This window comes from Pseudomonas sp. RIT-562, from assembly GCF_026241895.1.
GTDB lineage: Bacteria > Pseudomonadota > Gammaproteobacteria > Pseudomonadales > Pseudomonadaceae > Aquipseudomonas > Aquipseudomonas mandelii_F.
Map to the genome: position 1 here is coordinate 387230 of NZ_JAPJIV010000001.1, position 22898 is coordinate 410127.

Annotated in this window: 21 protein-coding genes; 5 read left to right on the forward strand and 16 right to left on the reverse strand. The window is 60.7% G+C overall.

Annotated features, from left to right (window positions below; translation table 11 throughout):
* Positions 1 to 114 precede the first annotated feature (114 nt).
* The gene (gene ppk1 / locus ORL50_RS01770) at positions 115 to 2337 is read right to left on the reverse strand and encodes a polyphosphate kinase 1 (RefSeq protein ID WP_266009497.1); all 2223 of its coding nucleotides are present in this window, start codon (positions 2335 to 2337) and stop codon (positions 115 to 117) included.
* A gap of 18 nt (positions 2338 to 2355) precedes the next feature.
* On the reverse strand, positions 2356 to 3369 hold the full coding sequence (hemB, locus tag ORL50_RS01775) for a porphobilinogen synthase (protein WP_266009498.1): 1014 nt from the start codon (positions 3367 to 3369) through the stop codon (positions 2356 to 2358).
* A gap of 208 nt (positions 3370 to 3577) precedes the next feature.
* On the opposite strand from hemB, the gene ORL50_RS01780 reads away from it, so the two are divergent.
* Both ORL50_RS01780 and elbB read left to right on the forward strand, forming a co-directional pair.
* Positions 3578 to 4210: a DedA family protein gene (locus ORL50_RS01780; protein ID WP_266009499.1), complete on the forward strand. Its 633-nt coding sequence runs from the start codon at positions 3578 to 3580 to the stop codon at positions 4208 to 4210.
* A gap of 257 nt (positions 4211 to 4467) precedes the next feature.
* Positions 4468 to 5136 (forward strand): isoprenoid biosynthesis glyoxalase ElbB, encoded by a 669-nt coding sequence (elbB, locus tag ORL50_RS01785; RefSeq protein WP_266009501.1) that lies wholly within the window; start codon positions 4468 to 4470, stop codon positions 5134 to 5136.
* Positions 5137 to 5247: 111 nt separating this feature from the next.
* Here elbB and ORL50_RS01790 read toward each other — a convergent pair whose 3' ends face one another.
* From ORL50_RS01790 to ORL50_RS01810, 5 genes are all read right to left on the reverse strand, one after another.
* The gene (locus ORL50_RS01790) at positions 5248 to 5703 is read right to left on the reverse strand and encodes a YaiI/YqxD family protein (RefSeq protein ID WP_266009503.1); all 456 of its coding nucleotides are present in this window, start codon (positions 5701 to 5703) and stop codon (positions 5248 to 5250) included.
* A gap of 136 nt (positions 5704 to 5839) precedes the next feature.
* Positions 5840 to 7738 carry a cytochrome c/FTR1 family iron permease gene (locus tag ORL50_RS01795; RefSeq protein ID WP_266009505.1) on the reverse strand — a complete coding sequence of 633 codons (1899 nt, stop codon included), beginning with the start codon at positions 7736 to 7738 and terminating at the stop codon, positions 5840 to 5842.
* 200 nt (positions 7739 to 7938) lie between these two features.
* On the reverse strand, positions 7939 to 8571 hold the full coding sequence (locus ORL50_RS01800; RefSeq protein WP_266009506.1) for a LysE family transporter: 633 nt from the start codon (positions 8569 to 8571) through the stop codon (positions 7939 to 7941).
* Positions 8572 to 8724: 153 nt separating this feature from the next.
* Positions 8725 to 9306, reverse strand: coding sequence for a mechanosensitive ion channel family protein (locus ORL50_RS01805; RefSeq protein ID WP_266009507.1), 582 nt, complete (start codon positions 9304 to 9306; stop codon positions 8725 to 8727).
* Positions 9306 to 11216: an ATP-binding cassette domain-containing protein gene (locus tag ORL50_RS01810; RefSeq protein WP_266009508.1), complete on the reverse strand. Its 1911-nt coding sequence runs from the start codon at positions 11214 to 11216 to the stop codon at positions 9306 to 9308. Before ORL50_RS01810 ends, ORL50_RS01805 begins: the two co-directional genes overlap by 1 nt.
* Positions 11217 to 11266: 50 nt before the next feature.
* On the opposite strand from ORL50_RS01810, the gene ORL50_RS01815 reads away from it, so the two are divergent.
* Positions 11267 to 11731: a TIGR02444 family protein gene (locus tag ORL50_RS01815; RefSeq protein ID WP_266009510.1), complete on the forward strand. Its 465-nt coding sequence runs from the start codon at positions 11267 to 11269 to the stop codon at positions 11729 to 11731.
* On the opposite strand, the gene ORL50_RS01820 is transcribed toward ORL50_RS01815, so the two are convergent.
* Positions 11728 to 12921: an AlgP family protein gene (locus tag ORL50_RS01820; protein WP_266009512.1), complete on the reverse strand. Its 1194-nt coding sequence runs from the start codon at positions 12919 to 12921 to the stop codon at positions 11728 to 11730. The genes ORL50_RS01815 and ORL50_RS01820 overlap by 4 nt on opposite strands.
* Positions 12922 to 13113: 192 nt before the next feature.
* Between ORL50_RS01820 and ORL50_RS01825 the strand changes: the two genes are divergently transcribed.
* The gene (locus tag ORL50_RS01825) at positions 13114 to 13779 is read left to right on the forward strand and encodes an FKBP-type peptidyl-prolyl cis-trans isomerase (protein WP_266009514.1); all 666 of its coding nucleotides are present in this window, start codon (positions 13114 to 13116) and stop codon (positions 13777 to 13779) included.
* Between the two features lie 60 nt (positions 13780 to 13839).
* On the opposite strand, the gene rsd is transcribed toward ORL50_RS01825, so the two are convergent.
* The 7 genes from rsd to ORL50_RS01860 all read right to left on the reverse strand — a co-directional run bounded on the left by rsd (position 13840) and on the right by ORL50_RS01860 (position 20268).
* Complete coding sequence (gene rsd / locus ORL50_RS01830; RefSeq protein ID WP_266009694.1) at positions 13840 to 14298, reverse strand: sigma D regulator; 459 nt, start codon at positions 14296 to 14298, stop codon at positions 13840 to 13842.
* A gap of 177 nt (positions 14299 to 14475) precedes the next feature.
* Complete coding sequence (locus ORL50_RS01835) at positions 14476 to 15027, reverse strand: disulfide bond formation protein B (protein WP_266009515.1); 552 nt, start codon at positions 15025 to 15027, stop codon at positions 14476 to 14478.
* A 244-nt stretch (positions 15028 to 15271) separates the two neighbouring features.
* Complete coding sequence (locus ORL50_RS01840; protein WP_266009516.1) at positions 15272 to 16510, reverse strand: heme biosynthesis protein HemY; 1239 nt, start codon at positions 16508 to 16510, stop codon at positions 15272 to 15274.
* Positions 16507 to 17661: a uroporphyrinogen-III C-methyltransferase gene (locus ORL50_RS01845; protein WP_266009517.1), complete on the reverse strand. Its 1155-nt coding sequence runs from the start codon at positions 17659 to 17661 to the stop codon at positions 16507 to 16509. Before ORL50_RS01845 ends, ORL50_RS01840 begins: the two co-directional genes overlap by 4 nt.
* 16 nt (positions 17662 to 17677) lie before the next feature.
* Entirely contained in the window at positions 17678 to 18445 is a 768-nt protein-coding gene (locus tag ORL50_RS01850; protein WP_266009518.1) for a uroporphyrinogen-III synthase, read from the reverse strand.
* On the reverse strand, positions 18442 to 19383 hold the full coding sequence (hemC, locus tag ORL50_RS01855) for a hydroxymethylbilane synthase (protein WP_266009519.1): 942 nt from the start codon (positions 19381 to 19383) through the stop codon (positions 18442 to 18444). The genes ORL50_RS01850 and hemC overlap by 4 nt, the downstream gene beginning before the upstream one ends.
* A gap of 138 nt (positions 19384 to 19521) precedes the next feature.
* A complete protein-coding gene (locus ORL50_RS01860; RefSeq protein WP_045059682.1) occupies positions 19522 to 20268 on the reverse strand; it encodes a LytR/AlgR family response regulator transcription factor in 747 nt (248 codons plus the stop codon).
* A gap of 459 nt (positions 20269 to 20727) precedes the next feature.
* Here ORL50_RS01860 and argH point away from each other — a divergent pair, with 459 nt between their 5' ends.
* Positions 20728 to 22122 (forward strand): argininosuccinate lyase, encoded by a 1395-nt coding sequence (argH, locus tag ORL50_RS01870; RefSeq protein WP_266009520.1) that lies wholly within the window; start codon positions 20728 to 20730, stop codon positions 22120 to 22122.
* A 95-nt stretch (positions 22123 to 22217) separates the two neighbouring features.
* On the opposite strand, the gene ORL50_RS01875 is transcribed toward argH, so the two are convergent.
* On the reverse strand, positions 22218 to 22877 hold the full coding sequence (locus tag ORL50_RS01875) for a glutathione S-transferase family protein (RefSeq protein WP_266009521.1): 660 nt from the start codon (positions 22875 to 22877) through the stop codon (positions 22218 to 22220).
* Between the last annotated feature and the right edge of the window lie 21 nt (positions 22878 to 22898).

A 22898-nucleotide genomic window follows, 5' to 3' on the forward strand; every position in this document is an offset into this window, starting at 1 on the left:
GCAATTGTCCCTTGTGGGAGCGGGCTTGCTCGCGAAAGCGGAGTGTCAGTCAATCTAAAGGTCGGTTGACACACTGCATTCGCGAGCAAGCCCGCTCCCACATAGGGCCGTGCGTTAACGCACCGCCAGGATCGGGCTGCCCAGCCGCTCCAGCAACGTTGCCTGAGCACTGCGCGGGTTCTGGTTGCCGGTTGGTGTGTTGCGGATGTAGCGCCCGTCCGACTGCAGGCTCCAGCTGTGGGTGTTGTCGGTCAGGTACAGCTCCAGCTCTTTCTTGACCCGCATGATCAGCTTCTTGCCCTCCACCGGGAAGCAGGTCTCGACGCGCTTGTCGAGATTGCGCTCCATCCAGTCGGCGCTGGACAGGAACATCTGCTCTTCGCCGCCGTTGAGGAAATAGAAAACCCGGGTGTGCTCCAGGAAACGCCCGATGATCGAGCGCACGTGGATGTTGTGCGAAACCCCGGCGATGCCCGGGCGCAGGCAGCACATGCCGCGGACCACCAGGTCGATGCGCACACCGGACTGACTGGCCTTGTACAACGCACGGATGATCTTCGGATCGGTCAGCGAGTTGAACTTGGCAATGATGTGTGCCGGTTTGCCGTCCAGGGCGAACTGCGTCTCCCGGGCGATCATGTCGAGCATGCCCTTTTTCAGGGTGAACGGTGCGTGCAGCAGCTTTTTCATGCGCAGGGTCTTGCCCATGCCGATCAACTGGCTGAACAGCTTGCCCACGTCTTCGCACAAGGCATCGTCGGAGGTCAGCAGGCTGTAGTCGGTGTACAGCCGGGCGTTGGCCGCGTGGTAGTTGCCCGTACCCAAGTGGGCGTAGCGCACGATCTCCCCGGCCTCGCGACGCAGGATCAGCATCATCTTGGCGTGGGTCTTGAACCCGACCACGCCGTAAATCACTACCGCACCGGCCGCTTGCAGACGGCTGGCCAGCTGCAGGTTGGACTCTTCATCGAACCGCGCTCGCAACTCGATCACCGCGGTGACCTCCTTGCCGTTACGCGCGGCATCCACCAGCGCGTCGACGATTTCCGAGTTGGCCCCGGAGCGATACAGCGTCTGGCGCACGGCCAATACGTGTGGGTCTTTCGCCGCCTGGCGCAGCAGGTCGACCACCGGCGTGAAGGACTCGAACGGGTGCAGCAACAGGATGTCCTGCTTGCTGATCACGCTGAAGATGTTCTCGCTGTTCTGCAGCAGTTTCGGGATCTGCGGCGTGAACGGCAGGTATTGCAGCTCGCGCTGGCTGTCGAGGCCGGTGATGCTGAACAGGCGAGTGAGGTTGACCGGGCCGTTGACCTGATACAACTCGGTCTCATGCAGGTTGAACTGCTTGAGCAGGTAGTCGGAGAGGTGTTTCGGGCAAGTGTCAGCCACTTCCAGTCGCACCGCGTCGCCATAACGGCGCGAAAAGAGTTCGCCGCGCAGCGCGCGGGCCAGGTCTTCGACGTCTTCGGTATCGACCGCGAGGTCGGCGTTACGGGTCAGGCGGAACTGGTAGCAGCCCTTGACCTTCATGCCCTGGAACAGGTCGTCGGCGTGCGCGTGGATCATCGACGACAGGAATACGTAGTTGTCACCCGAGCCGCCCACCTCTTCCGGCACCTTGATCACTCGCGGCAGCAGGCGCGGGGCCGGAATGATCGCCAGGCCGGAATCACGGCCAAACGCATCGATACCTTCCAGCTCGACGATGAAGTTCAGGCTCTTGTTCACCAGCAACGGGAATGGGTGAGTAGGATCCAGGCCGATCGGCGTGATGATCGGCGCAATCTCGTCGCGGAAGAACCGGCGCACCCACGTCTTGATCTTGGTGGTCCAGTGGCGGCGGCGGATGAAGCGGACCTGATGTTTCTCCAGCTCCGGCAACAGAATATCGTTGAGGATCGCGTATTGGCGGTCGACGTGGCCGTGCACCAGCTCGCTGATGCGCGCCAGGGCCTGATGCGGTTGCAGTCCATCGGCGCCCGCCTGTTCACGAGCGAAAGTGATCTGTTTCTTCAGGCCAGCGACTCGAATCTCGAAGAACTCGTCCAGGTTGCTGGAGAAGATCAGCAGGAACTTCAGCCGCTCCAGCAACGGATAGGACTCATCCAGCGCCTGTTCCAGCACGCGAATGTTGAACTGCAGCTGCGAAAGCTCGCGATGGATGTACAGGCTGCTGTCATCCAGGCCGGGAATGGCAATCGCCGGCGCCGTTGATACGGCTTCGACCACCACCGCGGGTGGAGATGGCTCCAGCTCCGGCGGTGTTTCGGCGATTTGCTCTACCACGGGTTGAGCATCTTTTACGGCAACTTCAGTGAGTCCTTCGGTATTCATGGAATGTTCCTGGGAGGGCTATTTCTGCTCTCGTAACAATTGAGCGGCACGGACGGCAAAGTAAGTCAGGATGCCGTCGGCGCCTGCGCGTTTAAAAGCGGTCAGGGATTCAAGGATCACCCCTTCGCTCAACCAGCCATTCTGGATCGCCGCCATGTGCATGGCGTATTCGCCGCTGACTTGATAAACAAACGTCGGCACTTTGAATTCTTCTTTGACCCGCCAGAGGATGTCCAGATACGGCATGCCTGGCTTGACCATGACCATGTCCGCGCCTTCTGACAAGTCCGCTGCCACTTCGTGCAGGGCCTCGTTGCTGTTGGCCGGGTCCATCTGGTAGGAGGCCTTGTTGGCCTTGCCCAGGTTCAGCGCCGAACCCACCGCATCGCGGAACGGGCCATAGTAGGCGCTGGCGTATTTCGCCGAGTAGGCCATGATTCGCACGTTAACGTGATCGGCCAATTCCAGGGCCTCGCGGATCGCCTGGATACGCCCGTCCATCATATCGGACGGAGCCACCACCTGCGCCCCGGCTTCGGCATGGGACAACGCCTGGCGGACCAGTGCATCGACGGTAATGTCGTTCTGCACGTAGCCGTCCTCATCAAGAATACCGTCCTGGCCGTGGGTGGTGAACGGGTCGAGGGCTACGTCGGTAATCACGCCCAGCTCGGGAAATTGCGCACGTAATGCGCGTGTGGCGCGCTGGGCAATGCCATCCGGGTTCCAGGCTTCGGCCGCGTCCAGCGACTTGAGCTCGGACGGCGTCACGGGAAACAGTGCCAACGCTGGAATCCCCAACTCGACCCACTTGGCCGCTTCTTCGAGCAGCAGATCGATGGTCAGGCGCTCGACACCCGGCATCGACGCTACCGCTTCGCGACGGTTCTCACCATCCAGCACGAACACCGGCAGGATCAGGTCGTCCACGCTCAGAACATTTTCACGAACCAGCCGGCGCGAGAAATCATCACGACGATTGCGTCGCAGACGGGTGGCTGGGAACAGGCGGTTAGCGGGGGTAAAGCTCACAGCAGACTCCTGAGCCCGCGCTGGCGGGCGAGCGTGACAGTTATAAGCTGCCATTATGACCGTCGTATTACAGTTATGTGCACCCCTGTGACAGGTAGGCACATTCCATTGTCCTTGTAGGAAATGTTCACGTCGAGACACATTTGGACACTTTCATGAATGTGCTCGAAGGGTTAGGCTGCGCGTTCATTTCGCCAGCACCCAGACAATGCTCCAGCAATTTCTTCAGGAATTCGGGTATTTCGCCCTCTTTCTCGGCACGTTCTTCGAAGGCGAAACCATCCTGGTACTCGCGGGCTTCCTTGCGTTCCGTGGATACATGGACATCAAGATCGTCACCATAGTCGCGTTCTGTGGCAGTTATGCGGGCGACCAGCTGTGGTATTTCCTCGGCCGCAAGCATGGCCGCAAGCTGCTGGCGCGCAAGCCGCGCTGGCAGATGATGGGCGACCGGGCGCTGGAGCACATCCGCAAGCACCCGGACATCTGGGTCCTGAGCTTCCGCTTCGTTTATGGACTGCGCACGGTGATGCCCGTGGCCATCGGCCTTTCAGGCTATCCACCGGGACGTTATCTGCTGCTGAACGGGATTGGCGCGGCGATCTGGGCCTCGGCACTGGCGGCGGCCGCGTATCATTTTGGCGCGGTGCTGGAAGGTATGCTCGGCAGCGTCAAGAAGTACGAGCTGTGGGTGCTTGGCGCCCTGTTGGTCCTGGGCGTGGGCCTATGGCTGCGCCGGCGCTTCAAGAATGCCCAGCTGGCGAAGAAGGTCTACGCCGACGAACAGGCGCTGAAAGCCGAACAGGCCAAGGCTGCAGCCCCCAAGACGCCAATCGAGTAAACGGCCTCTGCACCCGCAGCGGCCCCGATTCGCAGCAAGCCTCCCTTTTCTCCGCGCACTGTGTGCGTCGTCCCGCCGCGTGATAGACGCTCGCAAATAATGAACACCCTGGCTTCGTTGCGATCCATGTAGAAAGCCTTCTGCTCAGGGAGAGCCCGTTAAACGGACGGTGTGCCTGGTTGTAACCGCAATTTATGCCTATGGCAACGAGTGGCAAATTAGTGGACATTTAGCGCCATGAATAAGGAGAAAAGCCCATGAGCAAAAAAATTGCAGTGATCCTTTCCGGCTGTGGCGTCTACGACGGCGCCGAGATCCACGAGAGCGTCATCACCCTGTTGCGGCTGGACCAGCGTGGCGCCCAGGTGCAGTGTTTCGCGCCTAATATCTCGCAGCTGCACGTGATCAACCACATCACGGGCGAGGAAATGCCCGAGTCGCGTAACGTGCTGGTTGAATCGGCGCGGATCGCCCGTGGGCATATCAAGGACATCCGCGAGGCCAGCGTCGCGGACTTCGATGCGCTGATCGTGCCAGGCGGATTCGGTGCGGCGAAGAACCTGTCTAACTTCGCCATCGAAGGAGCCGGTTGCACTGTGCAGCCTGACGTCCTGGCGCTGACTGAAGCCTTTGCCGAAGCTGGAAAGCCGGTCGGGCTGATCTGCATCTCCCCCGCCCTGGCGGCGAAGATCTACGGTCCCGGCGTGAACTGCACCATTGGCAACGATGCCGATACTGCCGCTGCCATGAACAAGATGGGGGCCACCCATACCGAGTGCGCGGTCACCGACATCGTCGAAGACAAGGCGCGCAAACTGGTGAGCACGCCGGCTTACATGCTGGCGCAGTCGATCAGTGAAGCGGCTTCGGGGATCAATAAACTTGTGGATCGGGTTCTCGAACTGACTCACGAAAACGACGTGTAGGAGTGAGCCTGCTCGCGATGGCGATGTAACTGCCGCCAGCGATGTTGGCTGTGCCGGCCTCATCGCGAGCAGGCTCACTCCTACAGGGGTTAGCGTCAGGGTTGAGCGAGCTCAGGGTTTGCGGGTCAGCCGAGTCAGGATCCGGTCCAGCGAGTTGGCAAACGCTTGCTTCTCGCGGTCGCCAAATGGTGCTGGCCCACCGCTCATCTGGCCTTGCTCACGCAGATCGGTGAACAGGTTGCGCACTGCCAGGCGGTCACCCATATTCTGCGCGTCAAACTCCTTGCCTCGCGGATCGAGCACGGTGACTCCGTTCTTCACTAACCGGTCGGCCAGCGGGACGTCGCTGCAGATCACCAGTTCCCCCGGGACTGCGTGCTCCACCAGATAGTCATCGGCCGCATCGGGGCCGCTGGGCACCACGATCAACTTCACCAGCGCCAGGCCCGGCTTGATTTGCGGCTGGCCGGCAACCAGCACTACTTCAAACTGACGCTTGAGGGCGAACTTCACCACCAGGTCCTTGGCCGCCCGGGGGCAGGCGTCGGCATCGATCCATACGCGCATTGTGTTTTCTCCATTTGAAAAGCATCGCGGGCAAGCCTTGCTCCCACAGTAATGATACCTGCAGGAGCAAGACTTGCCCGCGACTGATACCTGTGGGAGCAAGGCTTGCCCGCGATTGTGAGCGCAGCGATTGCTCTTAAGAGACCTGAACCCGACGCTTCTCCGCCAACCAGCTACGCCCATACAGCAGGACAATCGCAGTCACCGCTACCGCCTGCGCACCCAGCGAATACGCATCAGCGTGAATCCCCAGCCAGTCGAAGTCAAAGAATGGCACCGGCCGCGTGCCGAAAATCCCCGCCTCCTGCAACGCCTTGACCCCATGACCCGCGAACACCACCGATAGCGCGCACAACAGCGCAGCGTTGATGCTGAAGAACAACGACAGCGGCAACTTCGCCGAACCGCGCAGGATCACCCAGGCCAGGCCTACCAGCAACACCAGCGCAGTGGCCCCCCCGGCAAGCACCGCGTTATGCCCGGCAGGCCCCGCCTGCAGCCACAGGGTTTCGTAGAACAGGATCACCTCAAACAACTCGCGATAGACCGAAAAGAACGCCAGGGTGGCAAACCCGAAGCGTCCACCGCCGCCCACTAGGCTGCTCTTGATGTAATCCTGCCACGCAGCGGCGTGACGCCGATCGTGCATCCACACGCCAAGCCACAGCACCATAACGCTGGCGAACAACGCTGTAGCGCCTTCGAGCAGTTCGCGTTGCGATCCGCTGACGTCGATGACATAGGCGGCAAGGCCCCAGGTGGCCAGGCCGGCCAGCAGGGCCAGGCCCCAGCCGACGTTGACGCTGCGTACCGCTGATTGTTGGCCGGTATTACGCAGGAATGCGAGGATCGCCGCCAGCACCAGGATGGCTTCCAGGCCTTCGCGCAGCAAAATCAACAGCCCGGAAATGTAGCTCAGGGACCAGCTCAAGCCGTCGCTGCCCAACAGGTCGGCAGACTCTTTCAATTTGCCCTTCGCGGTATCCAGCCGCTGCTGGGCCTGGGCCACCGGCAACCCGTCCTGCAAGGATTGACGGTAGGCCATCAGGGATTTTTCAGTGTCTTTGCGCACGTTGGCGTCGACGTTGTCCAGAGAGCTCTCGACCAGCTCAAAACCTTCCAGGTAGGCGGCTACCGACAAGTCATAAGCCTGATCGTGATCACCGGCCCGGTAGGCGGCAATACTCTTGTCCAGTGTTGCTGCGGTGTAATCGAGCAGTTGCGCCGGCCCGCGCTTGACCTGCGGTGGCTGAGCGCGCTGCGCGCGATAGATCGCAGCCGCCTGCGGACCTTCGGCGGCCTGTACTTCGGCAGGAGTCTGGCGGGCCAGGTCGGCAATGTTGTAAATCTTTTCAGCGGCGGCAGCATTCGGCTGCGCGCTGAAGCTGGCAATGTAGGTGGCCAGGTCCCAGCGCTGGCGATCATCCAGTTGATCGGCGAACGCTGGCATATCGGTGCCTTCAATGCCCAGCCCAAGGGTGCTGTAGATCGCGTAGAGGCTCAGGCGATCCATACGCGCGCTGTCACGCAGATTCGACGGCGGCGGAGTCAGGCCGACGCCTGCCGGGCCGTCGCCCGCCCCCGCATCCCCGTGGCACACCGAGCAATGCTGGACGTACAAAGGCGCCCCCCGAGTAGGATCCGGGGTAATGATTGGTGCCTGGCTAATTTCGTAGGCCACCGCCAGCTTTGCCGCGAGCTGCCGGGACTGGCGAGCCACATCGGCACCCTCCTGACGCTCGGTAATGGCGCTACGCAGTGAATTGATGCCCTGCACCAGCGCAGCTTGATCCGGTTTGGTCGGCAGGCCGGAAATCAGGTCTTGCACGGCCTTGATCGAATCGAGCTGGTCGCGATAGGCGGATTCATTAATGACCTTGCCCCCCTGCACCGTCTGCGGGTAATCCGCAGCAATGTAATCGAGGCCGTGTAGAGCCTGCGGCGCACCGTCCACAGTGTCGGCCAGCAGCCGGGTGCTGCAAAGGACTGCCAGGGGGATTAACAGCCAGGCCAGGAATCGCGACGGGGCAATCATGAATGAATCTCAGTAGGAAATACGAAGTTACATATTGTTCACTTCGAATGAGATTCACTCAAGCTTTGTTCGTTGGGTTCGTGATGATTGTGCTTTGGGACAGGCGACTGCTGCGCAGTCGGACGCAGCCTTCGGCAGCTGCTACAAGGGCCGGTTCAGGTACAAGGCGGCTTGGGGGCCGCCCGCCTCAGGGATGGGGGTTAAGCCGCGGCTTTGCGCAACGTCGCCATGAACGCTGCCGCGCCGATGAACAGGCCGGCAAAGGTGCGGTTCATGCGTTTCTGCTGCTGGGGGGTGCGCAGCATGCGCAGTACTTTGGAGGCCAAACCGGTGTAACCGGCCATGACGATCAGGTCGACGCAGACCATGGTGACTCCGATCACCACGTATTGGATCAACAGCGGCGCATGGGGATCGATGAACTGCGGGAGCACCGCCAACATGAACACCAAAGCCTTGGGGTTGCTGATGTTCACCAGAAAACCACGAAACACCAGCGCCAGCGGCTTGCCGATCTGCCGTACTGCTGCATCGTCGCTCATGTCAGTGGGCAGTGCGCGCCATTGCTTGATCGCGAGGAACACCAGGTAAGCGACACCAAACCACTTGATCGCATAGAACGCCGTAGCCGATGCAGTGAGGATGGCGCCGACACCGGCGCCCACGATGGCAATCTGTACCGCCAGGCCGATTTGCAGGCCGAGGGCATTCCAGTATCCGCGCCAGAAACCGTATTGCAGACCGCTGGACATCGACGCAATGGCGCCGGCACCCGGAGAAAGGCTGATCACCCAGCAGGCGGCAAAAAACGCCAGCCATGTTTGAAGCTCCATCGCACACCTCGACTCAGACTCTCGTGACAGATGCCTAAGCTAATGCGGCTTGGGGCTGATGACCATAGATTTTTACAGGATGTGTATGGTTTGAGGGCGCTATCGCGAGCAGGCTCACGCCAACAGGGCCTTGAGCCTGCTCACGATGAAGATTTACTTCTCAAACCCGCTCGACGGGAAAACGTCACTGCCCCGCCACCGCCGAACCGAGCGCTGGAAGAACAGGCTGTTGGGAACTTGCACCATTGCGCTGCCGGTGCCGAGCTCTTCGGCTTCGATCAAGGTGGTGTAGAGCAGGTTGATTGCGATCACTCGCCCTTTCACGCCTGGCTTGTCGGTGGTATCGACCAGTTCGACCACGTCGCCAATGCGGAACGGCCCCACGGTGAAGATCAGGATCGCGCACAGCAGGTTGGACAGCACGCTCCACATGGCGAAGAACGCCACCGCCGCGACCGCAACAAAACCGGAAAGCGCCGTCCACAGCACCGTGGCGGACACGCCCAGGCGTTCCAGCACGAAAATCAGCGCGCTACCCATGATCAGCCAGCGCAGCCCGCCTCGCAGCGGCAGCAACAGCTGCGGAGGAAACGGGTAGCGCTCACCCAGGCGGTTCAGGCATTTGGCGACAAAGCGCTGGGCGAAGTAGCCCGCCAGCAGGATCAGCAGAATCTGCAGCACCAGCCACAAAGGTTCGATCCACACGGCTGACAGCGGCAGCCTGAAGTCCTCCATCAGGACAACGCCTCCAGCTCCGCCTGCATACTTTCAAGCAGCTCGAGGGCTTCCATCCAGGACTCCTCCAGTTCAGCTTCACGTACCTTGAGCTTCGCCTGCTCAGCCAGCAGGTCACGCAAATCATTCTTGCGCGCAGGTTCGTAGATGTCGCTGTCGCCCAGGCTGACATCGATCTTCGCCAGCTTTTCGTGCAACTTGCCCAGTTCGGCCTCGAGCTTGTCGGCTTCGCGTTTGTGCGGCGCCAGTTGCTGGCGCAATGCAGCGGCGGCCTGGCGCTGGGCCTTCTTGTCGGTCTTGTCCGGGTTGACCGGAGTACTGCTGACTGGCGCGTTGCGCTGGCGGTACTCCACCAGCCAACGAGTGTAGTCGTCCAGGTCGCCGTCGAATTCCTCGACCTTGCCATCGGCTACCAGGTAGAAATTGTCGGTGGTGCTCTTGAGCAGATGGCGATCGTGGGAGACCACCAATACCGCACCACTGAATTCCTGCAAGGCCATGGTCAGCGCCAGGCGCATTTCCAGGTCGAGGTGGTTGGTGGGTTCGTCGAGCAGCAGCAGGTTCGGCCGGTCCCAAGCGATCAATGCCAGGGCCAGTCGCGCTTTCTCGCCACCGGAGAAATTCAGCACCGGCTCGTCGATGCGCGCTCCGCGGAAGTCAAAACCTCCGAGGAAGTCGCGCAACGTCTGCTCACGCTCGGTCGGCGCCAGGCGCTGCATATGCAGCAACGGGCTGGCCTTGGAGTCCAGGGAGTCGAGCTGATGCTGGGCAAAGTAACCGACCACGGTATTTTCGCCACGGGTCAGGCGACCGGCCAAGGGTTCGAGTTCACCGGCGAGGTTCTTGATCAGGGTCGACTTACCGGCGCCGTTCGGGCCGAGCAAGCCGATCCGCGCGCCAGGGGTCAGTTGCAGCCTGACCTTCTCCAGCACGGTTTTTTCGCCGTAGCCCAGACGGGCATCGGATAGATCGATCAGCGGGCTGGAAATCTTGGTTGATTCCCGGAACACGAAATCGAATGGCGAATCGACGTGGGCCGCAGACAACTCTTCCATCCGCTCCAGCGCCTTGATCCGGCTCTGGGCCTGACGGGCCTTGGTGGCCTGGGCCTTGAAGCGCGCGATGTAGCTTTCCATGTGCGCCCGCTGCACCTGTTGCTTCTCGTAAGCCTGTTGCTGCTGGGCCAGACGTTCGGCGCGGGCACGCTCGAATGCGGTGTACCCGCCGCGATACAGGGTGATCTTGCGCTGGTCGACGTGGGCCACGTGGTCGACCACGGCATCGAGAAAATCCCGGTCGTGGGAGATCAGCAACAAGGTGCCGGGATAACTTTTCAGCCATTCCTCGAGCCAGATGATGGCGTCGAGGTCCAGGTGGTTGGTGGGTTCGTCGAGCAGCAACAGGTCCGAGGGGCACATCAGTGCCTGCGCCAGGTTCAGGCGCATCCGCCAGCCACCGGAGAAATCCCCGACCTGACGATCCATCTGTTCGTTGGTGAACCCAAGGCCGGCCAGCAGCTTGCGAGCCCGGGCGTCGGCGGTGTACCCGTCGGCACTGTCGAGTTCCGAGTGCAGGCGGGCCTGAGCGGCACCGTCGTGAGCCGCTTCCGCTGCCGCAAGGTCCCGTTGCACCTCACGCAGGCGCAGGTCGCCATCGAGCACATAGTCGACCGCAATGCGTTCGAGCGTCTCGATTTCCTGGCGCATGTGGGCGATGCGCCAGTCGGCCGGCAGGAAGCAATCACCCGAGTCCGGGTGCAGCTCACCCCGAAGCAAGGCGAACAGGCTCGATTTGCCGGCGCCGTTGGCACCGATGAGGCCGGCTTTGTGGCCGGCGTGCAGGGTTAGCTCGGCGTCTTCTAGCAGACGCTGCGGGCCACGCTGTAAAGTCAGGTTCTGAAGTCGAATCATAATGGCGGCGGAGTCTACCAGCTTCGCTCGCAACTGGCGCGAGTAGCACTATGTCCTCTGACCTGTGGAGCTTTTCCCTTGACGTTTATGCCCGGCCCGGCGCCGAGCAGGCGTGCCTGCAACTGCAATCGGCGGGGACGAATGTGTGCCTGCTGCTTTGCGGGATGTGGCTGGAACAACGAGGGGTGGTATTTAGCGAACCGCGTTTGCGGCAACTGCGAGAGGTGGTCGAAGGCTGGGATGTCGGCGTGATACAGCCGCTTCGTGCACTGCGCACCCAATGGAAAGCCGGCGCAGCTGGCGACACTGATCTGCATGGGTTGCGGGAAAAACTCAAGGCACTGGAACTTGAAGGCGAGCGGATTCTTTTGTTGCGACTGGAAAAAACCGCGCAGCAGTGGCCGCAGAATGACAGGGCCGGGTCAACGGCCTGGCTGGAAGGTGTCGCGGCGGACACCACCAACGTTGGCCGCGACGCGCTGCATCAGCTGCGCGTCGCGGTGACCGGCACTTAGGAAGCGCTGGTTGGGGTAGAGCCTGGGTTCGACGACGGGGCTGGCGTTGGCGCCGCAGTGGTGGTCGAAGTGCTGGTTGCAGCAGGCGAAGCCGATGCAGAGGTCGTCGACGAAGCCGGCGCTGCAGGCTTGGCAGCAGGGGTCGGAGTCGGCTTCGCAGCAGCGGGTTTTTTCACTGCTGGTTTTGCAGCTGGCTTGGCAGCGGCAGGTTTCGCAGCTGTGGCTGGCTTGGCGGCAGCAGCAGGTTTTGCAGCCGTTGCCGGCTTGCTGGCGGCAGCAGGTTTTGCAGCGGCAGTTTTAGCAGCCGGTTTGGCCGCAGGTTTTGCTGCTGGCTTGGCTGCAGGTTTCGCGGCGGCTGTTTTTGCTGCGACGGGTTTTGCAGCAGGTTTGGCAGCCGCAGTTTTAGCTGCTGGTTTGGTAGCAGGTTTGGCTGCTGCGGTTTTTGCTGCAGCCGGTTTGGCAGCGGCAGTTTTTGCGGCAGGTTTGGCAGGCGCTTTTGCCGCAGCTGGTTTTGCCGCAGTGGTTTTAGCAGCAGGTTTTGCAGCAGCGGTTCTTGCCGCTGGCTTGGTTGCTGGTTTTGCCGCAGCTGGCTTGGCAGCAGCTGTTTTGGCAGCTGGTTTTGCCGCAGCCGATTTCGCCGCCGGCTTGGCAGCACTGGCAGCCACTGGTTTTTTAGCAGCAGCTTTCACCGGCGCTTTTGCAGCTAGTTTGGCAGCAGGTTTAGCCGGTGCTTTTACAGCAGTCGTTTTGGCTGCGGCTTTCTTGGCAGGTACCGCAACTGGCTTGGCCGAACGCAGGGACAACGCCTTGCCGACAGCCTCTTGAACACGACCGACACCCTGGGCCAGTTTCAGGCTTTCCTGGGCATCGCGCTTGAGTTGCAGGATGTAGTTGCGGGTCTCGGATTGACGATCCTTGAGGGCATCGAGCAAGTCCTCAAGTTCCTTGACTCCACCCTTGGCCTTGGCTTGCGCCTTGGCTTTGCCGGCCGCCGCAGCGTCCTGCAATTTAGTGCGAGATTTGTGCAATTTTTCCTGCGCTTTTCCGCGTTGCTTTTCCAGCTTGGCGAGCAGTTTTTCAGCATCAGCCAAGGCTTGCGAACAAGCGGTTTCCAGATGCTCGAGCAAGCTGCCCGACAATTGTTGGAGTAAGTGCAACGGAGTATTTACAGGCTTCTTGGTGGCCGACATGGTTTACCTCCTGGCTGACGTGGGTGCGGCTCATACTAGACCTCTGCAGACACCGCCGCTAGGGCATGTTGACAGTATCGAAAGCGTTGTGTTGCAACGGACGGCAAAACTTCTTCACCCGCGCAAAAGCAGTTCACCGTTCACGGCATTCGCACTGGCATAATCCGCCGCATCTCAGGCCGGAGAGTGCCCATGTCGCGTTATCTTTTTTTATCGTTGTGCGTATTTTTTTCAACAGCTCAGGCTGCGGAAAAAACCACCGAAACTGACTCCCACGATCTCGCCTATAGCCTGGGTGCAAGCCTTGGCGAACGCCTGCGCCAGGAGGTGCCCGATCTGCAATTGCAGGCATTGCTCGATGGTTTGCAGCAGGCCTATCAGGGCAAACCCCTGGCGCTGAAAGACGAGCAGATCGAGCGGATCCTCGCCGAACACGAAGCGCAAATTGCCGAGCAACCAGCAGTCCCGCAAAGCGAAATTGCCCTCGAAAAAGAACAGCGTTTTCTTTCCGAGGAAAAGGCCCGGCCTGGCGTTCGTGAAGTTGCTGACGGCATCCTGCTGACCGAGCTGGCGCCGGGTACCGGAGCGAAGGCTGGCCCGAACGGCAAGGTCCAGGTGCTGTACATCGGACGCCTTCCCGACGGCACGGTGTTCGATCAGAACAGTCAGCCGCAGTGGTTCAGCCTGGACAGCGTGATCTCGGGCTGGCGAAGTGCGCTGCAGGACATGCCGGTAGGTGCGAAATGGCGGCTGGTAATTCCCTCGGCACAAGCCTATGGCGCTGACGGCGCTGGCGACCTGATCGCGCCCTTCACGCCACTGGTATTCGAGGTGGAATTACGCGGCGCAAAAAACTGAATTCCAGGCACAAAAAACGGCGCGCCGAGCGCACCGTTTTCTTGTCTTGCATGAAGAGGTTCAGGCCTGAACCGGGTCCTCTTCCTTGTGAGCGGTGTGCAACACTTCGATCAGGCAGTCTTCCAGTTCGAAGCGCTCGTGCAACAGGCCACCGAGCTCCTTGAACTTCTCTGCCACACACTTGCCTGCATCGCACAGGTCGTTGAACGCGAGGAGCTTTTCAGTGATGACGTCGATTCGCGGGTAAATGGTCTCGGCCAGTTCCAGCCCACGCTTGTCATTGAAGGCCTTGGCCTCCCCTGTCAGCTGTTCGTAGATTTCGAAATGCCCGGCTGAAACGTAATCGACCAGCACACCGCAGAATTCCTGCAAAGGCTTGCGGTTCTCGCTTAGCGCCTCGGGCTTCTCGCCGAGATAGTCATAAGCCCGCACCAGTTCGTGACGCTCCTGCAACCAGCGATCGATCAGCAGATGCACTCCACCCCATCGTTCTTGAGCATTCTGACAACTTTCGAGCATGGTGATCTCTCTTCCCTTGTGGGTCATGCTGCCCTACACCTGTCACGTACTTGAAGGCCAAGATCGGTCAGGCAGAGCGTCATTCGAGCAACATAATTCCAATGACACGTGCGGGCCAGATTATGCCCGCGCGACTGTGGCTTCAAGGTACGCAGGAGATAAAGTTCATACAAGTGTTTAATCGCGCGCCAGACCCTGCTGCGACGACTCGCCGCTGAGTGGTCGCCGGAGGGTGATCCACAGAAGCCTGAGCGGTTGATAAACAACCATAATTGTCATCGCACAGAAGAACAGCAGGCTCCACTCCGGGATGCTCAGATCGAACAGCGTCCAGGAAATCTCCGCACAATCGAAAGTACCCTCGAACATCAATTTCACTGCACCCGACCAGGAAGTATCGGCAAATGCTTCGACCAGACTCGACGAGCAGTCGGACAAGTGATGCAGCGGATCGCTCTGCAACAGCACCTGCCGCCACGCCGTGATGGTTCCCGCCAGGCTGCAGGTCAGCACCAGCATCCAATACACCAGCGTCCCCAGGCGTTCCGGGCCATGTACCGAAGCCGACAGGCACAATCCCGTGAGCAACCACAGACTGCCACGCTGCAGGATACACAGGCCGCAAAGCCTGAGGCCGACCGCATATTCCAGGTAATAGGAAATGCCCAACGCCAGGGCACCTGCGACGAAAGCCATGAAGAACAAGGAACGTGAGCGGGCCAAAGACATGGCATTTCCGTAACAGTAAGAGACAGGCGATTACGTTAGAGGAAAGCGCGCAGACCTTTCAAGGTACTACAGCAGGGAGAGTTCTACAGTGCAGGAGGGAAATACCGACAGGGGTATTAGGATCTGATGTAATCGTCTGTAGGACGAAGCCGGTTGAGCATTTCGAGGGGAATATTCTGACGCTGGAAAGGCAGTTTTTAGCGAAGAGGGAGCGAGCTCCCTCCTCTCAATCATCATCTGAAAATCAAGCGTGGACAGGCGCCGGCAACGGTGCCGCCAGCAAGCGCTCATCCAGCAGACCCAAGCCTTCCTGGAACAATTGATTGCTGCGCTCGGTATCACCCAATTGTGCCAGCAACCGCGCCAGTTCCGCGCAAGCTTCCGGGTTACGCTGCACTCGCAGGCTGCTCTCCAGATAGTCGCGCGCCTTGCCCCACAAACTGCTTTGCAGGCACAGGCGACCGAGTGTCAGGAGCAGGCTCGGGTCTGCAGGATGATCCTTGAGCCAGCCTTCTGCGGTTTGCAGTTGCCGGGCCGGATCGCTGCCGCGGACCAAACCGTAAAGGCGCGCCAGATGGCTGTTGTAGTCGCGTTTGAGCGCAGTGCGCAGAACCTCTTCCGCTTCAACCTGAGCACCCAGCAGGCGTAGCTGCTCGGCGTAGGCCAATACCAGTTGCGGCTCCTGGCGCTGGGCCGACGTCAGTCTCTGCCAGGCGTTGTTGAGCGACTGCAGGCCGACGGTGCCGTCTTCTTCCCGATGCGCCGCCAGCGACAGGTTCTCACCCCAGGCACGACGTTCCAGGTCAGCCAGCTCGGCCGGCGGCAGTACCTTGTCCTTGCGCAGCTCCGGCAACAGCCGGATCACCGCCGACCAATCGCCTCGTTGTTGATGCAGGCGTTGCAGCTGGCGCAGCGTCTGGACGTTATGCGGATGGCGCTCGTGCATGGCCTGCAGGGTCGCCAGGGCACCCTCGGTGTCGCCACGGTCGGTCTGCAGCTGCGCATGATTCAAGGCAATCGCCAGCTCGGCCTGGGGTTGACGCTCAAGCGCGCGCTCGAGCAGATTGTCGCTCTCCTCGTACTTGCCTTGCTCATTGGCCGCGCGGGCGGCGCCGAGGTAGTAGAGCAGCGGTTGACGCTCAGCTTCCGCAGCACGATGCAGATGACGCTGCGCACTGGCCCAGCGACCCTCCGCCAGGTCCAGCTGGCCATGTTCGATCGCGACCTGCACGCGACGACTACGATTGCGCCGCGACCAGGGATTGACCACGCCACTGGACGTCATCACCAGCTCGATCAGCGCCTTGATGCCCCAGACCACCAGCCACAATACGGCCACGAGCGCGAGGGTGGCCCACAGGCTCGACTCGAAACGGAAGCTCTTGTAGGCGATCAGCACGTACCCGGAATGTTCGGCAATCGCCAGGCCCAGCGCGGCAGCCGCGGCAATCACCAGAAACACGATCACATACAGGCGTTTCATGGCGTGGCCTCCTGCGCGGCGTCAGCGGCAGGCTTGGCCATCGGCTTGATCGAGTCCTCGGCGTTGACGTTACGTCGCTCCAGATACCCCTGCACGGCGCTGAGTGTGCCAGTGAGGTCCGGGGTAACCACGGTCACCGGTTGCTTGCTCAATTCACCCACTTGTTCGAGCATCACCTTGCTCTGCGGGTTGTCCGGGTTGAAGTTGCCTTTGAGCACGTCCCGCGCTTCGGCGAGGGCCTGGGTATAGACCGGGCCCTGACCATTCAGCGCGGCCCACTGGGCCTGCTCCAGGGCCAGGCTCAAGGCCAGGCGCACCTGGCTGAGGCTCTGGCCTGCCAGCAACGGGCGAACGTTCTTGTCGGCATTGAAGTCGATGCGGATGTAGCGCGAGATCTGGTCCCACCACTGCGCCCAGCGGCTGGCACCATCGCCATCGGCGGTCAGGCCCAGCAACGACTCGCCACGGTCCTTGTACTCAGGCGCAAGCTCGGTGAGGTTGATCACTTGATCGCGCAATGCGCCCAATCGCAGGAACAGTCCGGTGCGGTCCGGCTGCTCGGTACTGCGTAGCGCAACCAGGGTCTTGGCCACCTGCTCGCGGGCGGCGAATGAGCCAGGATCGTTTTGTTCTCGCAGAATTTCGTCGGCACCCTGGACCAGGGCCTGGGCGCTGCTGATGTCCTGCAATGCCGACAGACGCAGGCTGGCGAGGCGCAACAAATGCTCAGCCTCGGCCAGGCGCCAGTCCTTGCGGCTGGCACCTAGGACGGTTTCCAGGCGCTGGTTCAGGCGTTGTTGATCACCTTGCAGCTGAGCCACCAGGCGGCTGCGTGCTTCCAGTTCATCAGCCGGGGGCAGTTGCTCAAGGCGGGCGCTCAGACGCTGTTCATTGAGTTTCAGGCTCTGCGCCTGATCGTTCAACGCCTGCACCTGGCTCAGTTGCTGTTGGTTATTGGCTTGCAGGTGGCGCACCTGCCACACCCCCCAACCACCGACGGCGACACCGGCCGCACCGAGCAACAGCGCGACGATTGCCAGGCCATTGCCCCGGCGCTGCTCGGGTGCAGGCGGCAGGGTATCAATCGGATCTTCAACCGGGGCATGCAGCACTGGCTGGACGTCATCTTTTGGCAAGGCTGTTTCGCTCACGTATCCATCCTTTGCATTAGAGAACGGGTTCGGGATGCTCCCGTAACGCCGTCAGCAAAGCCGTGGCACTGGCGCCACGACAATCCACAACTATTTGCGCCCCGGCGGCATGCGCCATTTCGGCGACCCGGGGGCTCGGTACAAACAACGGCAACTGCGCCAATTGCGGCCAGATATCGCCAGCCAATCGATGCAAGTGCTCAAAACCTTGTCCACTGCTGACCACCAGCCCGTTCAAGCGTTCCGCCCGAATCCGCTCCGGCAACGTCTCCGGGGGATAGTGCGGCAGCTCGCGGCGGTACAACTGCAGATACTCGACACTAGCACCAAGCTCGCGCAAACGCTCAGCGAGGAGCTCTCGCCCGCCCTCCCCACGCATGATCAGCACCCTTGAAGCAGGTCCGCCGATAGCCTGGCGAAACGCGCCATGCTCCAGCAGTGCTTCGCTGTCATCACCGCCTTCGGGAAAGCTGACGTCCAGGCCGTACTGGTCGAGGATCTGAGCCGTAGCGGCGCCGACACTGAACCACTTCAGGGCCGGGAACTCAGACCGATGCTGGCGCAGCAGTTCAACGGCGATTCTGGCGGCGGGCTTGCTGACCACTATCACCGCATCGAAGCGATCCAGAGCCTGGATCACTTCGCGCATGTTGGCAGAAACGGGAAGAGGCGCTATGTCCAAAAGCGGCAAGCTACTGCTGAAAACTCCCGCCTCACTCAGCACGTTCGCCAGTGCCAGCGACTCATCGGCAGGTCGCGTCAGCAACAGGCGCCAGCGGATCACTCGTGACCTGCCTCGCCATAGACCGCTTTGAGGATGTCATTGGCACCCTGGCTCAGGAGGTCTTCGGCCACTTGCACGCCCAGGGACTCGGCCTCGCTGCGTGGAGCACGCGCCTCGGCGCTGAGCAGCAGGCCGCCGCTCGGATCGCCCACCAGGCCACGCAACCAGATCTGCTCGCCTTCGAGCACGGCGTAGCAGGCGATCGGCACTTGGCAGCCACCATTCAGGTGCTTGTTGAGAGCTCGCTCGGCGGTGACACGAGTGGCTGTGTCCTGATGGTGCAACGGAGCCAGCAAGGCGTGAATTTGTGTATCGACGCTACGGCACTCGATGCCCACTGCGCCCTGGCCGCCGGCAGGCAAGCTGTCGTCGACACTGATGGCCGCGGTGATGCGGTCTTCGAAGCCCAGTCGAATCAGGCCGGCAGCCGCCAGGATGATCGCGTCATATTCACCGGCATCAAGCTTGGCCAGGCGGGTGTTGACGTTGCCGCGCAGGAAGCGGATTTCCAGGTCCGGACGACGGGTCAGCAACTGGGCCTGGCGACGCAGGCTGGAGGTGCCGACGATGCTGCCCTCAGGCAGTTCGTCCAGGCTGGCGTAGGTATTGGAGACAAAAGCGTCACGCGGGTCCTCACGCTCGCAGATACAGAACAGCCCCAGGCCTTCGGGGAAGTCCATGGGCACATCCTTCATCGAATGCACCGCGATATCTGCTTCGTTTTCCAGCAGCGCCGTTTCCAGTTCTTTGACGAACAGGCCTTTGCCACCGATTTTCGAGAGCGGCGAGTCAAGCAGCTTGTCGCCGCGACTGACCATGGGCACCAGCGTCACGAGCAGTCCGGGATGGGCCTGTTCCAGACGGGCTTTGACATATTCGGCCTGCCACAGGGCGAGAGCACTTTTGCGGGTGGCGATGCGGATTTCGCGAGAGGACATGGATCAATCCGTACTGAATAGATACGGCGGATAATAACAGCTCAGCCAAATCCACTTTGACTTGTATCAGAAGTGTAGCGGCCTCCCTGGCCTCGGATGTCCTGCAAGCAGCTGGATAAAACGCCTGTAAACCGCGTTTTAAAGCTGTTGCATCATTTTTCGAACGCCCGCCACGTGGCGCCGACTGACGATCAACGCGTCACCGTTCAAACCCTTGAGGTACAGCTGGAAATGACCCAGGGGCGTACGCTGGAGGCGTTCGATTCGTTCGCGGGCGACCAGGGCGTTGCGATGGATGCGCACAAATCGGTCGCCGAATTCGTCTTCAAGTGCCTTGAGCGGCTCGTCGAGCAGCACTTCACCACCCTCGTGGCGCAAGGTCACGTATTTGTGATCGGCAATAAAATAGACCACCTGGCCCAGCGGGATCAGTTCAATGCCCTTGCGGGTTCGGGCGCTGATATGACTTCGCGGACCGCTGCCGGTCTCGGCGGCAGGACGGGTAAGTGCTGCCAGCTGGACGCGATTGGGGCGCTCAGCTTTTTTCAACGCTTCTTGCAAGTGTTCGGTGCGCACAGGTTTCACCAGATAGCCTACGGCGCTGGCCTGTAAGGCTTCCACGGCAAATTCATCGGGCCCTGTGCAAAACACCACGGCGGGCGGGGTTTCGCGTTCGCACAATCTTGCAGCCACTTGCAGGCCATCAAGGCCAGGCATGCCGATATCGAGCAACACGATATCCGGCTTGTGGCTGTCGATCAGTGCCAACGCCTCTTCGCCGTTCGTGGCGCTAGGCTCCAGGACGCTGTATCCCTCGAGTTCGCCAACCATTCGGCTCAGGCGCTCGCGGGCCAAGGGTTCGTCATCAACGATCAGGACATTCATATTGCGCTGGATTCCTGCGTGAGTCTCGCACAAGGATAGCGTAGACAGGTGAAGTGACGTCCGTCACCGCGATCCACGCTAAGACTAGCGCGAGGGCCAAAAAGTGCCGCTGGAACGACGGCTAAATTTTCATCTTCCGGGCGTTTGTCGGCCCAGGCCCGCGTTGGCGAGGCATCGCCGTAGGGTTTGCTGATACACAATATGAACACCCCCTCTTCTTATAGTCCGTTGCAGCGCCCGGAACTGCGCTGATCCCTCTGTCCAACTGTAGACGGTTGCCGGCACGATATTGCTCAATCGAAAAATATCGTTGTGCTTATTGTTAATACGCTCTGCCACGCATCCACCGCAACAAGAGAAAATATTCGTATCGACCAGTGTCAGCGCCAGGCTTTGCAACCCTGTTATTATCCGCAGGAGTTTCAACGCCACTTTATTTCAGCCGATACGAGCGAATTCATGAGCACTGACAAGACCAATCAGTCCTGGGGCGGCCGCTTCAGTGAACCCGTCGACGCCTTCGTCGCCCGCTTCACCGCCTCCGTCACCTTCGACCAGCGCCTGTATCGCCACGACATCATGGGCTCGATCGCCCACGCCACCATGCTGGCCAAGGTCGGCGTACTGACCGATGCCGAACGCGACAGCATCATCGATGGCCTGAACACCATCCAGGGTGAAATCGAGGCCGGGCAGTTCGACTGGCGCATCGACCTCGAAGACGTGCACATGAACATCGAGGCGCGCCTGACCGATCGCATCGGCGTGACCGGTAAAAAATTGCACACCGGTCGCAGCCGAAACGACCAGGTTGCTACCGATATCCGCTTGTGGCTGCGCGACGAGATCGACCTGATCCTGGCCGAAATCACGCGCCTGCAAAAAGGCCTGCTGGAGCAGGCCGAGCGTGAGGCTGGCAGCATCATGCCGGGCTTCACCCACCTGCAAACCGCGCAGCCGGTGACATTCGGGCACCACATGCTGGCCTGGTTCGAAATGCTCAGCCGCGACTACGAACGCCTGGTCGACTGCCGCAAGCGCACCAACCGCATGCCTCTGGGCAGCGCCGCGCTGGCCGGCACCACGTACCCGATCGACCGCGAGTACACCGCCCAACTGTTGAATTTCGACGCAGTCGGCGGCAACTCGCTGGACAACGTCTCCGATCGCGACTTCGCCATCGAATTCTGCTCGGCCGCGAGCATCGCGATGATGCATCTGTCGCGCTTCTCCGAAGAGCTGGTGCTGTGGACCAGCGCGCAGTTCCAGTTCATCGATCTGCCAGACCGCTTCTGCACCGGCAGCTCGATCATGCCGCAAAAGAAAAACCCGGACGTGCCGGAGTTGGTTCGCGGCAAAACCGGCCGTGTATTCGGCGCACTGATGGGCCTGCTGACCCTGATGAAAGGCCAGCCATTGGCCTACAACAAGGACAACCAGGAAGACAAGGAACCGCTGTTCGACGCGGCCGATACCCTGCGCGACTCACTGCGGGCATTCGCCGACATGATCCCGGCGATCAAACCCAAGCACGCCATGATGCGCGAAGCGGCCCTGCGCGGTTTTTCCACTGCGACGGACCTGGCGGACTATCTGGTTCGCCGTGGCCTGCCGTTCCGTGATTGCCACGAAATCGTTGGCCATGCCGTGAAGTACGGCGTGGAAAGCGGCAAGGATCTGGCGGAAATGAGCCTGGAAGAGCTGCGCAAGTTCAGCGACCAGATCGACCAGGACGTGTTTGCGGTGTTGACCCTGGAAGGCTCGGTGAATGCCCGTGATCACATCGGCGGGACTGCACCGGCCCAGGTGAAAAAAGCTGTGGTTCGCGGCCAGGAATTGCTCGCCAGCCGCTAAAAGCTTCGCGAGCAAGCCCGCTCCCTCAGTGGACACACTATCCACTGTAGGAGTGAGCCTGCTCGCGATGACTTACTTCAGAGCACTACAAATACCTATTTCTTCGAAGCAATCATCGCCATAAACGCTGGCATCCCCGCCTCCTTATCCTTCGCAATCTGCTGCACATGCGGATTCTGCTCCAGAAGCTCCAGCAGCGCCTTGGCCGCCGGCAACTCCGCCAGCAAGTCCAGATCAAACAACTTCTTCGCCACTGCGCACGCCAGCGGCACGCTGTAGAGGAAATACAAATCCGCCACGCTCAGGCTGTCACCTGCTACGTAAGGGGCGAACTTGGCGTGCCTGCCCAATGAGGCAAACCCCAGCAGCAACTCCGCCTTGGTCTTGTCCTTTATCGCATCGGCCACCGGCATGCCGAAAAATGCCTCGGGGTAGCACGCGCGACCTGGCAACTCGATGTACAGCTCGATTTCCTTGGCCAGCGCCAATACCTGAGCGCGCTCGAACGGGTCGGATGGCAGCAGTGGCTTACCCGCCTGGCTTTGTTCTATGTACTCGAGGATCACCGCGGTTTCATTGACAAAACCCTGCTCGACGCCAAGCACCGGTACCTTGCCGCGCGGGCTGATCGCCAGGGCCTCAGCGCTGTTGCCTGCAAAAAACGGTACTTCTTCGAACGGCAGGCCCTTTTCCAGCAGTGCCAGTTTGACCATGTTGTAATAGTTGCTGACAGAAAATCCGTAAAGCTTGAGCATCACAAAGCCTCCAGGCCGTGC